Below are 15,515 nucleotides of genomic sequence, written 5' to 3'. Positions count from 1 at the left end.
CCGTGGCATCCGCCGGTGTCACACCTCGCCCGTAGGCTGATCCCATGCCCTCCGCGCGCCGATCCGCCCACGCCGCGCCCTACAAGTGCACCGAGTGCGGGTGGACCACGATCAAGTGGGTGGGGCGGTGCGGCGAGTGCCAGCAGTGGGGCTCCGTGGTCGAGGCATCCGAACCCACCGGACTCACCCGCTCGGTCACGCCGGTCGCGCCCGGCGCCGGGCGGGCGGCCCAGCCGATCACCCGCATCGACACGACCGACGCGCCGCGGCGTACCACCGGAGTGGGCGAGTTCGACCGCGTCCTGGGCGGCGGACTCGTGGCCGGCGCGGCCATCCTGTTGTCGGGCGAACCGGGCGTCGGCAAGTCCACGCTGCTGCTCGAGGTCGCCGCACAGGCCGCGCGGGCTGGGCGACGCGTCCTGTACGCCAGCGCCGAGGAGTCCACGAGTCAGGTCCGATTGCGGGCAGAGCGCACCGGCGCCCTCCACGACGAGCTGTATCTCGCGAGCGAGACCGACCTCGCGACCATCCTCGGGCACGTCGACGAAGTGAAGCCCGAACTGCTGATCGTCGACTCCGTGCAGACGGTGTCGTCAGCCCTGTCCGAGGGTATGGCGGGGCATCCGTCGCAAGTGCGAGAGGTCGCTGCCACCCTCATCCGCGTCGCCAAGGACCGCGGACTGCCGACCATCATCGTCGGACATGTCACGAAGGACGGGTCGATCGCGGGTCCGCGCATCCTCGAGCATCTCGTCGACGTGGTCTGCCAGTTCGAAGGCGACCGGCAGACCTCTCTGAGGTTCGTGCGGGCGCTCAAGAACCGGTTCGGGCCGACGGACGAGGTCGGATGCTTCGACATGACGGGGGCCGGAATCGCCGAGGTCGCTGATCCCAGCGCACTGTTCCTCGGTCACGGCAGCACCGAACCCGGCACCTGCGTCGCCATCGCTCTGGAAGGCCGCCGCGCACTGCCCGTCGAGGTGCAGGCGCTGACGATCGACACCAAGGCGCCGAACCCGCGCCGCATCGTGAACGGAGTCGACGCGGCACGCGTCGCGATGGTGCTCGCGGTGCTCGAGAAGAAGGGCGACATCAAGACCTCCGACAAGGACGTCTACGTCTCCACCGTCGGTGGCGTCCGCTTCATCGAGCCGGCCGCCGACCTTGCGATCGCGCTCGCCGTCGCAGGAGCGGTGACGGGCCGTGCGATTCCGCGCCACATCGCCGCGGTCGGCGAGCTGAGCCTCGCCGGCGAGATCCGGCCGGTGACGCAGGCACCGCAGCGCCGTTCCGAGGCCGCACGTCTCGGCTATCGCGACGTCATAGACGACCGGTCGCGCGAGCTGCGCAGCGCGCTCGCCGATGTGCGAGTCCGCATGAGAAGCCGGCCCGGCGACGACGCCCCCGACTTCTGACCCGCTGGCCCAACGAGAGGCTCAGCGACCCCGCGGGCGACGATCTCGCGCGCTGGCGAACGCAAGAGCCAGCGGGATGACCAGACCGGCGGCGCACACGACGCCCACGACGAGGTAGTCCATTCGGCGAGCGTGCCACAGTCGGCGGCGCCGACGCGACCCGCGACCGGAGTTTCGCCGATCCGCTTCGGCGAAACCGGCCGGCTCAGGCGTCGAGGGCGGCGATGAGGTCGGTGGGTGAAGCCTGCATCGGGTGCGGACCGGCGATGTCGAAGAACACGGTGGTGATCTCGTCCTCGTGGGCGCCGAGGAAGGCCCGCAGCCACGCCGGCGACTGCAGCGCGACGCCCGGCGGCAGTGTCGCAGGCTTGTGCGCGGCGTCGCTGAACAGCAGCAGGGCGACATCGCCGGTCTTGGGATCGCGATAGGTCCACACCTCGCCCGCGTCCCGCGGGTCGTCACGCTGACCCGGCCGCATCAGCGGCGCCACGGTCGGCCCGTGCCGCAGCGCGAAGGCCACGGCCGCCATGTCCTGCGTCTGCAGTGCGTCACTCAGCAGCGGGTTGCGGAACTCCAGCGGTTCCTTGTTCGCGCGCTTCTTTCCTGCCACCCCTCCAGGGTATCGAGTACCCGCCCGGGCCCGCCGCCCCGCTCTTCGCAGCGCCCACCCACCGCGAAAAGGTCGCAAACGGCCGGGCGCGGGCGGTGCAAGCGGCCATTCGCGACGGCTCGGCTCTCTCTGCGCCGACGGCTCAGAGCCCACCGCGCCGGGGCGCAGCGGGCGGGGTCAGGCGAGGAAGCCGCGCAGCAGGGCCTCCGAACCGGCGAGGTGTTCGAGGATGGCTGCTTCCGCGGCATCCGGTCTGCCCGCGAGGATCGCGGTGACGATGCGTTCGTGCTGCGCGTTCGAGTGCTCGATGTTTCGGGGCAGCAGGGGGAACGTGTCGAGCCATTCGTTCACGCGGGCGCGGTTCTCTGCGGCGAGCGCGACGAGAGACGGGATGCCGGCGACCTCGGTGATCGCCAGGTGCAGCAGGGTGTCGAGTCGACGGTAGTCGGCTTCGGATGCCGCGGAGGCCGCCTCGTGCCGCGCCCACAGCTCGTCGCGCGCAGCGGGCTCGAGGGTGCGGGCGGCGGCGGCGCGGGCCGCCCCCGCCTCGATGACACGGCGCATGCCGAGCACGTCCTCGAGGTCGGTCGCGTCGACGTCGGCCGGGTGCGGTGGCTGGGGCAGCGGGTCTGCGACGAACGTGCCGCCGTAGCGGCCGCGGCGCCGCACCAGGTAGCCGGCGTCGGCGAGCTCGCGGATCGCCTCGCGCACGGTGTCGCGGCTGACGGCGTAGAGCACCGCGAGCTCCCGCTCCGACGGCAGCGACTCCCCCGGCGGCACGACACCGAGCCGAATGGTCTGCACGAGCCGGGCGATGGTGTCTTCGAGGGCATTGCCCTCGCGCACCGGCCGGTACACGGCCTTGCGCACCTCGTGCAGCGGCGCGTCGGTCATGGCTTGCACCCGGCACCCGTGCCGCAACTCCGGATGCCTCCGCCGTCACCGCGGAGGCTCAGCCGGAATCCCGCGGTGCGCGCCGGACAATGACGACGCGAATCCGGAGTCATGGCACGCATGACAGACCTCATAGCGGGGTGACGTAGGCGTTGGTGATGCCGCCGTCGACCACGAACGCGGTCGCGGTGATGAACGACGCGTCGTCCGACGCGAGGAACGCCACCGCGGCCGCCATCTCTTCGGGCTCGGCGAACCTTCCCATCGGCACGTGGACGAGCCGGCGTTGCGCGCGCTCCGGGTCCTTCGCGAAAAGCTCCTGCAGCAGCGGCGTGTTCACCGGCCCCGGGCAGAGGGCGTTCACCCGGATGCCCTGACGCGCGAACTGCACGCCGAGCTCGCGGGTCATCGCGAGCACGCCGCCTTTGGAGGCGGTGTACGAGATCTGCGACGTCGCCGAGCCGAGGAGAGCGACGAACGACGCGGTGTTGATGATCGAGCCCCTGCCGGCCGGCACCATGTGGCGCAGCGCGGCGCGCGAGCACAGGTACACGCTCTTGAGATTGACGTCCTGCACCTTGTCCCATGCCGGCAGCTCGGTGGTCTCGATCGAGTCGTCTTCGGCAGGCGAGATGCCGGCGTTGTTGAAGGCGATGTCGAGGCGGCCGAACTCCGCGGCGACGCCGTCGAACGCCTCATCGACCTGCGCCTCGTCTGCGACGTTCACACGGCGGAAGACACCGCCGACATCGGATGCCGCGGCCTCACCGGTCGCGGGATCGAGGTCGGCGATCACGACCTTCGCACCCTCCGCGGCGAAACGCCGCGCCGTGGCCAATCCGATCCCGGAAGCACCGCCGGTGATGATGGCGACCCGGTCCTGAAGTCGTGCCGTCAGATCCATGAGAGTGGGCTTCCTTTCCGGAGCATGTCCCGATTTCCGCCACTCCAGTGGCATGGGAGCGATCGGTTCTGGGACATGAAGGCGTGAGATCGGGACATGGTGACGTTGACCGGCGGCGTTGGGTTAGACATCCGTCGCGAAGAAGACGTTCTTGGTCTCGGTGAAGTGCTCGGCCGCGTCGGGGCCGAGCTCGCGGCCCAGGCCGGAGGCCTTCATGCCGCCGAACGGCGTCGAGTAGCGCACCGACGAGTGCGAGTTCACCGACAGCACGCCGCTCTTCACGCCGCGAGCGACGCGCACGGCGCGGCCGAGATTCTCGGTCCAGATCGAGCCGGCCAGGCCGTAGATGGTGTCGTTCGCGAGGCGGATCGCATCCGGCTCGTCGTCGAACGGAAGCACCGCGACCACGGGCCCGAACACCTCCTCGCGAGCGAGGCGGTGGCCGCGATCGGCCCGCACCACGGTCGGCGGCAGCCAGAAGCCTCCCGCCAGCGGGTCGTCGGCGGCCGGCGCCGAGCCGCGGAAGGCGACCTCTGCACCGTCGAGGAATCCCTCGACCGTGGAGCGATGGGATGCCGAGATCAGCGGTCCCATCTCGGTGCTCTCATCGGCGGGGTCACCCACGCGCCACGCCGCGACGGCGGGTTCGAGCAGTTCGAGGAAGCGGTCGTACACCGAGCGCTGGACGAGGATGCGGCTGCGCGCGCAGCAGTCCTGCCCGGCGTTGTCGAACACCGCGCCGGGCGCCGAAGCCGCCGCCTTCTCGAGATCGGCGTCGGCGAACACGATGTTCGCGCTCTTGCCGCCGAGCTCGAGCGTGACCGGCTTGAGCTCTCGCGCGCAGCCGGCTGCGACATCCGTTCCGACCGACGTCGATCCGGTGAAGACGACCTTGCGCACATCGGGGTGCGACACGAACCTCTGCCCCACGACCGAACCCGAGCCGGTCACGACCTGGAACAGCCCCTCCGGAAGCCCGGCTTCGAGCGCGAGCTCTCCGAGCCGGATGGCGGTGAGGGGAGTGAGCTCTGCGGGCTTGAGCACCACCGCATTGCCTGCGGCGAGCGCGGGCGCGAATCCCCACGACGCGATCGTCATCGGGAAGTTCCACGGCACGATGACCCCGACAACGCCGTACGGCTCGTGGAAGGTGACGTCGAGCCCACCGGCGACCGGGATCTGCCGCCCGCTCAGCCGTTCGGGCGCGCCCGCGTAGAAGTTCAGCACCTGGGCGACGTGTGAGGCCTCCCACCGAGCGGACCCGATCGGATGCCCCGAATTGCGCACCTCAAGTTGGGCGAGCTCTTCGACGTGGGCCTCGACGACGCGCGCGAACGACCGCAGCACGTCGGCACGGGCGACGGGCGCCAGCCCGGCCCACGCGCGCTGCGCGATGACCGCGCGGGCGACCGCCTCATCGACCTGCTCGACCGAGGCACGGGCGACCTCGCCGATCGGCTGCGCGGTCGCGGGATTGATGAGGGTGAAGGTGCCGCTCATGCCAGGGCTCCTTCGCGCCGGGATCCGGCATAGACGGATGCTTCGGCCACGAGTCCCGCGAACAGCCGGCGGTCCTCGCGGTTCTCTTCGGGGTGCCACTGCACGCCGACGAGGTAACCTTCCCCGTCCGACTCGAACGCCTGCACCAGACCGTCGTCGGTGCGCGCAGTGACCACGAGCCCGTCACCGAGCCGGTCGACGCCCTGGTGGTGGTAGCTGTGCACCTCGATCGGCCCGCGGCCCACCAGCCCGGCCAGCCTCGAACCATCCTGCACCTGCACCTCGTTGGTGGCGAACACACCGCCGCCGACGCGGTAGCGCTCGGTGCCCAGTGCTTCCGGAAGATGCTGGTGCAGCGTGCCGCCACGCGCGACGTTGACGAGCTGGAGCCCACGGCAGATCGCGAGTACCGGCATCCGTCGCTCCTCCGCTCCGCGAAACAGCGCGAGTTCCCACGCGTCCCTGTCGGGCCGACCCGGGTCGGTGGACGGATGCCGCTCCGCGCCGTACAGCGACGGCTCGACGTCGAGGCCCCCGGTGAGGATCAGGCCGTCCAGGCCGTCGAGCACCGCCGGGGCGGCGGCATCCGGTCCCGGCTGCGGCGGAAGAAGCACGGCGATGCCGCCCGACGCGGCCACGGCGTCGAAGTACTGCTCGGGCAGGAACGCGGCCCGCACGTCCCACACGCCCTGCTTGGCCTGCTCGAGGTACGTCGTCAGACCGATCACGGGCCGGGCGCGTTGCGCGGAGTCTCCGGTCGTCGAGGGAGCGAGGCGAGCCGAGTCGCTCGAAGCATCAGAGCCGCTCAAAGCCACGCACCCTCTCCCAATCGGTCACGGCGGCGTCGTAGGCCTCGATCTCGATGCGCGCCTGATTCAGATAGTGCTCGACCATGTCGTCGCCGAACGCGGCGCGGGCGATCGCCGACTCGTCGAAGAGCCGCGCCGCCTCGCGGAGCGTGGTGGGCAGGTGGTCGACGCCCGAGGTGTAGGCGTTGCCGGCGAGCGGATCGGGCAGCGGCAACTCGTGCTCGACACCGTGCAGGCCACCGGCGATGATCGCGGCGATCCCCAGGTACGGGTTGACATCACCGCCGGGCACGCGGTTCTCCACCCGCAGCGACGAGCCCTTGCCGATGACGCGCAGCGCGCACGTGCGGTTGTCGATCCCCCACGCGATACCGGTCGGTGCGAACGAACCCTTCGCGAAGCGCTTGTAGGAGTTGATGTTCGGCGCGTACAGCAGCGAGAACTCGCGCAGGGTGGCGAGGATGCCGGCGATCCAGTGCTCCATGAACGGGCTGAAGCCGTGGCGACCGTCACCGGCCATGACCGGCTCACCGTCCTCTGACCGCACCGACAGATGGATGTGGCAGCTGTTGCCCTCGCGCTCGTTGAACTTGGCCATGAACGTGAGCGACTTGCCGTGGGCGTCGGCGATGGCCTTCGCGCCGTTCTTGTAAAGGGCGTGCTGGTCGGCGGTCTCGAGCGCCTCGGCGTAGCGGAAGGCGATCTCCTGCTGGCCCAGGTTGCATTCGCCCTTGACGCCCTCGGTGTACAGGCCGGCGGCATCCATCGACCGTCGGATGTCACGCAGCAGCGGCTCGAGCCGTCCCGACGCGAGCAGGTCGTAGTCGACGTTGTAGTCGGTCGACGGCGTGAGGCCCTGATAGCCCTTGGCCCAGGCATCGCGATACGTGTCGTCGAAGATGATGAACTCCAGCTCGGTGCCCGAGTACGGCACGAGTCCTCGGTCGGCGAGACGCGAACGCTGGCGGTTGAGGATGTCACGCGGCGACTGGACGACAGGGTCGCCGTTCTCCCACGTGAGATCGGCCATCACGAAGGCGCTGCCGGGATGCCACGGCAGCTGGCGCAGCGTCGCGGGATCGGGTCGCAGCATCATGTCGCCGTAGCCGGTGTCCCAGCTGGACATCGCGTAGCCGTCGACGGTGTTCATGTCGACGTCGACCGAGAGCAGATAGTTGCAGGCTTCTGCCCCGTGCGGCAGCACCTCCTCCTGGAACAGCCGGGCCGAGACCCGCTTGCCGGAGAGACGGCCCTGCGCGTCGGCGAAAGCCACGACGACCGTGTCGATCTCGCCCGCCGCTATCCGGTCGTTCAGCTGCTCGACGGTGAGGTTGCCCGGCATCCGTCCTCCTCTTGTCGGCGTCCTGCGCGGCGCGAGCGCGGTTCGCCTGAACCGCGCTCACGCGATCACTCTAAAGGGAAATTGAACTCAAAGGTAGACACGGCCACCAATAGACGCCACAATCGGCGCAGGCGCACGGTCGCGTCGACCTGAGCGCACGTCCGTACCCGACTCCCGGAGGACCGATGTCCCAAGCGAGCAGTGCAGCACCGTCCGGAAATCCGCCCGCGACCAGAGCGGGCTCGAGCAAGGTCGGCGGCGCGACCTATACGCGCGCCGGTCAGGACTACTTCGACCGGCGAGGACTGAAGAGATCGGCGGGGGTCTGGGGGCTATGGGGGCTCGCGGTCGCCGCCGTCATCTCGGGCGACTTCTCGGGCTGGAACTTCGGAATCGACTTCGCCGGATTCGGCGGAATGCTGATCGCGTTCGTCATCCTCGTCGCGATGTACTACGGGATGATCTTCTCGATCGGCGAGATGGCGGCAGCCATGCCGCACACGGGGGGCGCGTATTCGTTTGCGCGGTCGGCGATGGGGCCCTGGGGAGGCCTCATCACCGGCGCCGCCGAGACCATCGAGTACGTGGCCACGACGGCGGTGATCGTCTTCTTCTCTGCGTCCTACGCCGACGCGATCACGTCTGAACTGCTCGGCATCTCGCTGCCGGGCTGGCTGTGGTGGGTCATCCTCTACGTCGCCTTCATCGCGCTGAACGCCGCTGGTGCGGCGATCTCGTTCAAATTCGCGATCGTGGTCTCGATCATCTCGATCGGCATCATCCTCGTCTTCTCGGTGATGGCGATCTTCTCCGGCGCGTTCTCGTGGGCGAACCTGTGGGACATCGCGCCCGACCCGGGCCAGACCGAGTTCCTGCCGCACGGCGTGCTGCCGATCCTGTTCGCCCTGCCGTTCGCGATGTGGTTCTTCCTCGGCATCGAGGAGCTGCCGTTGGCGGCGGAAGAGTCGCACGACCCGGTGCGCGACATCCCCCGTGCCGGATTCTGGGCCCGCGGGACGCTGATCGTGACCGGCCTTCTGGTGCTGTTCCTCAACACCGGCGTCCTCGGCGCCGAAGCGACGGGGGTTGCGGCCGAGCCGCTTCTCGACGGGTTCCGCGCGATCGTCGGCGACGGAGTCGCCGCGGTGCTGGCGCTGTTCGCCCTGGTCGGGCTGCTCGCCTCGCTGCAGGGCATCATGTTCGCGTACGGGCGCAACATGTACTCACTTTCGCGCGCCGGCTACTACCCGCGCTTCCTGTCGTTGACGGGCACGCGCAAGACGCCGTGGGTCGCGCTCGTCGTGGGCGCCGTGATCGGCTTCGTCGCGCTGCTGATCATCGAGTTCACCGGCGGTTCGGGCAGCGTCGCGGGAGCGATCGTGCTCAACATCGCGGTGTGGGGCGCGGTTCTGGCGTACTTCCTGCAGATGGTTTCTTTCATCATCCTGCGCCGCAAGTTCCCGAACGCCGAGCGCCCGTATCGGAGTCCGTGGGGTATCACCGGCGCCGTGATCGCCGCCGCGATCGCCCTGCTGATCTTCGTCGGCTTCCTGCTGAACCCGACGTTCCTGCCGGCGATCATCGCCATCGGCATCGTCTATATCGTGCTGCTGGCCGGGTTCGCCTTCTTCTTCCGCCACCGTCTCGTGCTCTCGCCCGAAGAGGAGTACGCCCTTTCGGGCGGCGAGCACCGCGACCCGCAGAAAGAGGGCTACGACGCGATGGAGAAAGAGGTCTTCGGCGACAAGCCGTAACGACGGGGACGCGGGGCGGGGTGGTCCGGGGGGACACCCTGCCCCGCACTTCTGCGCAGAGGCGTCAGGGCAGGTGCTGCTCGAGAACGCCGCGGATCTGATCGGCGAGGTACGCGTGTCCCTGGTCGTTCGGGTGGACGCCATCGAACCCGATGAGGTCGGGCATGCCGTCGAACCAGCCGGCCTCGATGGGGTCGATGAACGTCAATCCGGCGGCCTGCGCGGCATCCTGCGTCGCATCCCTCGCTTCGAGGTAGCTCTCGGGGACGGGCCAGATCGGGGAGGCGGGACCGATGACGAGGATCATCGCGTCGGGCCACTTCGCTTGGGCGTCCGAGAACGCTTCCTCTGCGCCGGCACGAGTGGCGTCGTAACCGTGCCAGCCGTCGTTGATCGAGCCGAAGAAGACGAGGTGGTCGATCCCCTCGTCGGGCATCCGCTCGACACGGGTCACGAAGTTGCTGGGGCCTTCGGGGGTATCCCACGTCGCCGCGTACCCGGTGCCGCTCCACGCATAGGCGGTGACGGCGAAGTCATCGGCTGAGAGGAGCGCCGGCCAGAGCGCGGACGGACCGGAATCCGCAGGGGATCCGGTCGTGAACGAGTCGCCGATGACCGCTATCGGTGTCGGCCGGACGACCCCTTCCGAGGGGCGCGCGGGAGAGGCTGTAGAGGGTGACGGCGGCTGGCCCTGGTTCGTCGGCTGGTCGGCAGGAGGCGCTGCGCACGCAGTCAGGATGGCAACCAGCAGACAGGCCAGTGGAAGCAAGCGTGTGCGACGCGCACTCATGAATCGAGCTTAAGAGTCCCGCGAAGCACGCTGCCGGGGCGTCAGTAGAGCAGGAACTGCTTCGACTGGGTCGAGGCGATCCCGCCGATCTCGACCGACAGATGGTACGAGGAACCGCCGCCCGGTGCACGAGGACGCGTCGGGTCGTCGCAGGTGCCGACGGCGGACCGGGTGCGGTCCCACGTCAGCGGGGCGGCGCTGGTGACTGTCTGGCCGGCGCCCAGCAGCACGACCATGTCGCTCGGCTCGCTCTGGCAGTCGGTCGAACGCCACCACGTGTCGCTGCCGCTCGTCACCGTGAACGACTGTGCACTCGTGCCGACGTTCAGCGTGCAGTCGGCGCCGCTGTTGGTGAGCGAGATCAGGAACTGCGGGCTCTGGTCGCCGGTGTACGAGTCCTGGGTCGTGACGGGCTCGACCACGATGTCGCCGGCGACGCACGGCTGTGCGGTCGGGGTCGCCCCGGGCGTGGCCGACGGGGTCGACGTGCCTTCCACGACAGAACCCTCGACGGCGCCATCGACGGCACCGGTTTCGGTGGGGTTGGGCTGCGGCGACGTCGGCACGGGCAGCGAGGTCGCGGTGTTCTGAGTCTGCGGCTGCGGGTCGCCACCGGTGCTCTCGGCGCCCCATCCTCGCCACGGCTGCGCGATGAGCAGCCAGATCACTCCCACGATCACGAGGAGGGCGATGATCAGCACCAGCCGGCGACGACGGTACACCGCCGGGGAGTGGCGTCGTCGGGCGGGCGTGCCGGTCATGACAACAGGGTACGGCCGCAGCATCCGTCAAACCCTGGTCGGCGCGCTGACAGCCGGTTTTCACAGGTGACGGAGAGCCCCGATCGCTAGGGTCGGATCGACCCCAGGAGGACCCCATGAACTGCCCCACCGATGGTTCCGTGCTCGTGATGAGCGAACGGTCCGGCGTCGAAATCGACTACTGCCCGACGTGCCGCGGCGTGTGGCTCGACCGCGGCGAGCTCGACAAGATCCTCGAGCGCGCCGAGCGCGAGACCGGCCGCGTCGCCCCCGCAGCTCCGGCCGCACCCGCGGCGCCGACGGCACCCGCGGCACCTCCGTACGGCGCGCAGCCGGCTTACGGGCAGCCCGGGTACGGGCGGCCCGATGGCGGCTACGCCGACCCGCGCTACCCCGCGCCGCAGTCGTACGACCCGCGCTACGGGCAGCAGGGGAACGACCAGGGTTACCACCGCAAGAAGAAGAAGGAGCACTGGCTCAGCGACCTCTTCGACTGAGCCCGCGGGCGTGCTCAGAGCTGCTTGATCATGCGCGTGTTCCCGAGCGTGTTCGGTTTCACGTGCGCGAGATCGAGGAACTCCGCCACGCCTTCGTCCGGCGAGCGGATCAGCTGCGAGTACACGTCGGGATCCACGATCTGCTCGCCGATCGGCGAAAAGCCACGGCGGGTGAAGAAGTCGACCTCGAACGTCAGGCAGAACAGGCGTGAGAGTCCGAGCGTGCGCGCGTTGTCTTCGAGAGCCTCGACGATCGCGCGACCGACGCCGTGGTGCAGCCACTCGTCGACGACGATGAGGGTGCGGATCTCGCCGAGGTCTTCCCACATGACGTGGAGCGCGCCGCATCCGACGAGGTTCCCCGAGGCGTCCTCGGCGACGACGAACTGCTGCGTGGCCTCGTAGAGCACGACGAGGTCCTTGCCGAGCAGGATCCGACGCTGTACGAACGGCTCGAGCATCGCCTGGATGCCGCGGACATCCCGTGTCGTCGCCGGACGGACAGTGAACTCGCTCATCGAACCAGCGTAGAGCCCGTGCCGGGCTGAGAAGACGAAGAGCGGATGCCGCAGCATCCGCTCTTCGTCTGTACCGGGTTGTTACGCGTTCGCCGCGAGGTCGGGCGTCGCGGTGATCTCGCCGTTGTGGACGATGCCGACCGCGACCTTGTCGCCGCGGGGGCCGTTCTCGAAGACGAACTCGCCGTTCTCGGCGTCGACGGTGACGTGGTCGCCGGAGTTCAGCTCGCCGTGGAGGATCTTCTCCGACAGGCGGTCCTCGACCTCACGCTGCATCGCACGACGCAATGGCCGGGCGCCGAGCGCCGGGTCGAAGCCGATCTCGATCAGTTTCTCCTTCGCGGCCTGCGACAGCTCGATCGTCATGTCGCGGTCGAGCAGCCGGTCGCCGAGGCGCTTGGTGAACAGATCCACGATCTGCACCAGCTCCTGCTTGTTGAGCTGCGGGAACACGATGACGTCGTCGACGCGGTTGAGGAACTCGGGCTTGAAGTTGCGCTTGAGCTCCTCGTCGACCTTGCCCTTCATCCGCTCGTACGACGTGGCCGCGTTGCCCTCGACCTGGAAGCCCACCGGGCCTCCCGCGATCGCCGACGAACCGAGGTTGGTCGTCATGATGATCACGGTGTTCTTGAAGTCGATGACACGACCCTGACCGTCGGTCAGCCGGCCCTCTTCGAGGATCTGCAGGAGCGAATTGAAGATGTCGGGGTGCGCCTTCTCGATCTCGTCGAACAGCACCACCGAGAACGGCTTGCGGCGCACCTTCTCGGTGAGCTGGCCGCCCTCTTCGAATCCGACGAATCCGGGAGGGGCACCGAACAGGCGCGAGACGGTGTGCTTCTCGCCGAACTCCGACATATCGAGCGAGATGAGCGCGGACTCGTCGTCGAAGAGGAACTCGGCGAGCGCCTTGGCGAGCTCGGTCTTTCCGACTCCGGTGGGGCCGGCGAAGATGAACGAGCCCGACGGGCGCTTGGGGTCCTTGAGCCCGGCGCGCTGACGGCGGATCGTCTTCGAGAGGGCGGCGATCGCCTCCTCCTGGCCGACGACACGCTGGTGCAGCGCCTTCTCCATGAAGACGAGACGGCTCGACTCCTCTTCGGTGAGCTTGAACACCGGGATGCCGGTGGCCTGAGCGAGCACCTCGGCGATCAGGCCCTCGTCGACCACCGCGTGGGTCGCGACATCGCCCGAGCGCCACTGCTTCTCGAGGCGCAGGCGCTCGGCGAGGAGAGACTTCTCTTCGTCGCGCAGGCCGGCGGCCTTCTCGAAGTCCTGATCCTCGGAGGCCTGCTCCTTGTCTTCGCGGACCTTGGCGATCTTGTCGTCGAACTCGCGCAGCTCGGGCGGGCTCGACAGGATCGACAGGCGCAGGCGTGCGCCGGCCTCGTCGATCAGGTCGATCGCCTTGTCGGGCAGGAAGCGGTCGGCGATGTAGCGGTCGGCGAGGTTCGCGGCGGCGACGATCGCGCCGTCGGTGATCTGCACCTTGTGGTGCGCCTCGTAGCGGTCGCGCAGCCCCTTCAGGATGTTGATCGCGTGGGGCAGGCTCGGCTCGGCGACCTGGATCGGCTGGAAGCGGCGCTCGAGCGCGGCATCCTTCTCGAAATGCTTGCGGTACTCGTCGAGAGTGGTCGCGCCGATCGTCTGCAGCTCACCCCGCGCGAGCAGGGGCTTGAGGATCGACGCGGCGTCGATCGCGCCCTCGGCGGCGCCGGCACCCACGAGGGTGTGGATCTCGTCGATGAAGACGATGATGTCGCCGCGCGTGCGGATCTCTTTGGTGACCTTCTTGAGGCGCTCCTCGAAGTCACCGCGGTAGCGGGAGCCGGCGATGAGCGAGCCGAGGTCGAGCGAGTAGACCTGCTTGTCCTTGAGCGTCTCGGGGACGTCGTTCTTCACGATCGCCTGCGCGAGACCTTCCACCACGGCGGTCTTGCCGACACCGGGCTCGCCGATCAGTACGGGGTTGTTCTTGGAGCGGCGCGACAGGATCTGCATGACGCGCTCGATCTCTTTCTCGCGCCCGATCACCGGGTCGAGCTTGTTGTCGCGCGCGGCCTGCGTGAGGTTGCGGCCGAACTGGTCGAGCACCTGGGAGCCGCCCTGCGCACCCGTGGCCGACTCGTTGGCGGCGCCTGACACGGCGGCCGGCTCCTTGCCCTGGTAGCCCGAGAGCAGCTGGATGACCTGCTGGCGCACCTTGTTCAGGTCGGCGCCGAGCTTGACGAGCACCTGCGCGGCGACGCCCTCACCCTCGCGGATGAGGCCGAGGAGGATGTGCTCCGTGCCGATGTAGTTGTGGCCGAGCTGCAACGCCTCGCGGAGGCTGAGCTCGAGCACCTTCTTGGCTCGCGGCGTGAACGGGATGTGCCCGGTCGGCTGCTGCTGGCCCTGGCCGATGATGTCCTGGACCTGCTCGCGGACGGCATCGAGCGAGATGCCGAGGGACTCCAACGCCTTCGCGGCGACACCCTCGCCTTCGTGGATCAGCCCGAGCAGGATGTGCTCGGTGCCGATGTAGTTGTGGTTGAGCATCTTCGCCTCTTCTTGGGCGAGCACAACCACACGACGGGCACGGTCGGTGAATCTCTCGAACATCGTTCTTCCTCCGGGGCGTATCGGTGCGGTGATGCACTCCTGGCGCCTTACATCGAGGGTAACGAGCGGGCGGATGCCGCATACCCGTGTTCGCCGTGGGCATAGCGGTCTGGACATCTGGCGAGACCTTGACCTACCGCATCCATCGGGTTTATCGTTTATCGATACCAACGTTTATCGATATGGAGAGGATGAATCCGATGTCTTCGACACCACGCCCACACGTCTCGCGCGGCGAGGGCTTCGCCCTCGGGCTGATCGCGACGGGAGCGATCAGCGTCGCGGTGGCGGCGCTCGTCGCGATCGTCCGCGCCGCCTTCGGGATCTTCGGGAGCGACCCCACGATCCGGATGCCGGTGACGGGCGGTGACGTGCAGGCGCTCTCGGACGTTCCTGAGATCGCGGCGGCGACCTATGCCTCGGCTGAGGTGACCTTCACCTCGCTTCCGGCCGGCGTGAGCTGGATGCTGCTGCTCGAGCAGGCCCTCCCCGCGATCGCCACCATCGGCGTCTGCATCGTTGCGTGGTGGCTGGGTGTCTCACTGATGCGAGCGCGCCCCTTCCGCCCCGCTATGTCGAACGCGATCGGCGTCGTCGCCTGCCTCGTGCTCGCAGGCGGCCTGTTCGGTCAGCTGCTCGGCGCCATCGGCCGCGCGATGCTGGTGGACGACCTCGCAGGGAGCTCGCCCGAGATCACGGACGTCTTCTGGACATTCCTCGTCGAGGTGGACCTCGCGCCCGTCGGCTGGAGCTTCGCGCTGGCGCTGGTCGCCGCGTCGTTCGCGATCGGCGCCCGTCTGCAACGCGAGACCGAGGGACTCGTATGAGCCCCGCCGACGACGAGGGGCCCAGCGGAGTCCACTGCCGGCTCGACGAACTGCTGATCGAGCGTGGCATGACGCTGACCCGGCTGTCCGAGCTCGTCGGAGTGTCGGTCGTGAACCTGTCGATCCTCAAGAACGACCGGGCCCGGGCGATCCGCTACTCCACGCTGTCGGCGATCTGCCGTGCACTCGATTGCGAGATCGGTGACCTGCTGGTCCGCGCCGACGCCTAGCCCTCGGCTCATTCCCCTGACCGTCCGCAGTCAGTTCGGCGCATGCCGGGCAGGGCCTCC

General features: G+C 68.8%; 15 protein-coding genes. 5 read left to right on the top strand and 10 right to left on the bottom strand.

Annotated elements, in window-relative coordinates; all coding sequences use genetic code 11:
- Positions 1 to 44 precede the first annotated feature (44 nt).
- Positions 45 to 1,415 (top strand): DNA repair protein RadA, encoded by a 1,371-nt coding sequence (gene radA, locus K0817_RS02270; RefSeq protein ID WP_219979744.1) that lies wholly within the window; start codon positions 45 to 47, stop codon positions 1,413 to 1,415.
- Positions 1,416 to 1,620: 205 nt separating this feature from the next.
- Here the strand turns inward: radA and K0817_RS02265 are convergent, their stop codons facing one another.
- The 6 genes from K0817_RS02265 to K0817_RS02240 all read right to left on the bottom strand — a co-directional run bounded on the left by K0817_RS02265 (position 1,621) and on the right by K0817_RS02240 (position 7,474).
- Positions 1,621 to 2,025: a dehydrogenase gene (locus tag K0817_RS02265; protein ID WP_219979743.1), complete on the bottom strand. Its 405-nt coding sequence runs from the start codon at positions 2,023 to 2,025 to the stop codon at positions 1,621 to 1,623.
- Positions 2,026 to 2,202: 177 nt separating this feature from the next.
- Entirely contained in the window at positions 2,203 to 2,919 is a 717-nt protein-coding gene (locus K0817_RS02260) for a FadR/GntR family transcriptional regulator (RefSeq protein WP_219979742.1), read from the bottom strand.
- Positions 2,920 to 3,049: 130 nt separating this feature from the next.
- A complete protein-coding gene (locus K0817_RS02255) occupies positions 3,050 to 3,823 on the bottom strand; it encodes a 3-oxoacyl-ACP reductase (RefSeq protein WP_219979741.1) in 774 nt (257 codons plus the stop codon).
- Positions 3,824 to 3,946: 123 nt separating this feature from the next.
- Positions 3,947 to 5,323, bottom strand: a complete 1,377-nt coding sequence (locus tag K0817_RS02250) for an aldehyde dehydrogenase (protein WP_219979740.1) — start codon at positions 5,321 to 5,323, stop codon at positions 3,947 to 3,949.
- Positions 5,320 to 6,051, bottom strand: a complete 732-nt coding sequence (locus K0817_RS02245) for a gamma-glutamyl-gamma-aminobutyrate hydrolase family protein (protein ID WP_219979739.1) — start codon at positions 6,049 to 6,051, stop codon at positions 5,320 to 5,322. The genes K0817_RS02250 and K0817_RS02245 overlap by 4 nt, the downstream gene beginning before the upstream one ends.
- A gap of 67 nt (positions 6,052 to 6,118) precedes the next feature.
- Positions 6,119 to 7,474 (bottom strand): glutamine synthetase family protein, encoded by a 1,356-nt coding sequence (locus K0817_RS02240; RefSeq protein ID WP_219979738.1) that lies wholly within the window; start codon positions 7,472 to 7,474, stop codon positions 6,119 to 6,121.
- A gap of 185 nt (positions 7,475 to 7,659) precedes the next feature.
- On the opposite strand from K0817_RS02240, the gene K0817_RS02235 reads away from it, so the two are divergent.
- A complete protein-coding gene (locus tag K0817_RS02235) occupies positions 7,660 to 9,228 on the top strand; it encodes an amino acid permease (protein WP_219979737.1) in 1,569 nt (522 codons plus the stop codon).
- A 64-nt stretch (positions 9,229 to 9,292) separates the two neighbouring features.
- Here the strand turns inward: K0817_RS02235 and K0817_RS02230 are convergent, their stop codons facing one another.
- Both K0817_RS02230 and K0817_RS02225 read right to left on the bottom strand, forming a co-directional pair.
- Complete coding sequence (locus K0817_RS02230; protein ID WP_219979736.1) at positions 9,293 to 10,018, bottom strand: SGNH/GDSL hydrolase family protein; 726 nt, start codon at positions 10,016 to 10,018, stop codon at positions 9,293 to 9,295.
- A 41-nt stretch (positions 10,019 to 10,059) separates the two neighbouring features.
- Positions 10,060 to 10,779, bottom strand: a complete 720-nt coding sequence (locus K0817_RS02225; RefSeq protein ID WP_219979735.1) for a hypothetical protein — start codon at positions 10,777 to 10,779, stop codon at positions 10,060 to 10,062.
- 116 nt (positions 10,780 to 10,895) lie between these two features.
- Here K0817_RS02225 and K0817_RS02220 point away from each other — a divergent pair, with 116 nt between their 5' ends.
- Positions 10,896 to 11,276: a zf-TFIIB domain-containing protein gene (locus K0817_RS02220; RefSeq protein WP_219979734.1), complete on the top strand. Its 381-nt coding sequence runs from the start codon at positions 10,896 to 10,898 to the stop codon at positions 11,274 to 11,276.
- 14 nt (positions 11,277 to 11,290) lie between these two features.
- Here the strand turns inward: K0817_RS02220 and K0817_RS02215 are convergent, their stop codons facing one another.
- Together K0817_RS02215 and K0817_RS02210 are read right to left on the bottom strand one after the other, a co-directional pair.
- On the bottom strand, positions 11,291 to 11,794 hold the full coding sequence (locus K0817_RS02215; RefSeq protein ID WP_219979733.1) for an amino-acid N-acetyltransferase: 504 nt from the start codon (positions 11,792 to 11,794) through the stop codon (positions 11,291 to 11,293).
- Between the two features lie 81 nt (positions 11,795 to 11,875).
- Positions 11,876 to 14,398 (bottom strand): ATP-dependent Clp protease ATP-binding subunit, encoded by a 2,523-nt coding sequence (locus tag K0817_RS02210; protein ID WP_219979732.1) that lies wholly within the window; start codon positions 14,396 to 14,398, stop codon positions 11,876 to 11,878.
- Between the two features lie 200 nt (positions 14,399 to 14,598).
- Here K0817_RS02210 and K0817_RS02205 point away from each other — a divergent pair, with 200 nt between their 5' ends.
- Together K0817_RS02205 and K0817_RS02200 are read left to right on the top strand one after the other, a co-directional pair.
- Positions 14,599 to 15,225, top strand: a complete 627-nt coding sequence (locus tag K0817_RS02205) for a hypothetical protein (RefSeq protein ID WP_219979731.1) — start codon at positions 14,599 to 14,601, stop codon at positions 15,223 to 15,225.
- Positions 15,222 to 15,455, top strand: coding sequence for a helix-turn-helix transcriptional regulator (locus tag K0817_RS02200; RefSeq protein WP_219979730.1), 234 nt, complete (start codon positions 15,222 to 15,224; stop codon positions 15,453 to 15,455). The genes K0817_RS02205 and K0817_RS02200 overlap by 4 nt, the downstream gene beginning before the upstream one ends.
- The last annotated feature ends 60 nt before the right edge of the window (positions 15,456 to 15,515 follow it).

Origin of the sequence: Microbacterium sp. HD4P20 (assembly GCF_019449275.2) — a bacterium.
Classification (GTDB): domain Bacteria; phylum Actinomycetota; class Actinomycetes; order Actinomycetales; family Microbacteriaceae; genus Microbacterium.
The sequence above is the reverse complement of the archived record's forward strand: the minus strand, read 5'-3'. Positions and strand labels throughout refer to the sequence as shown.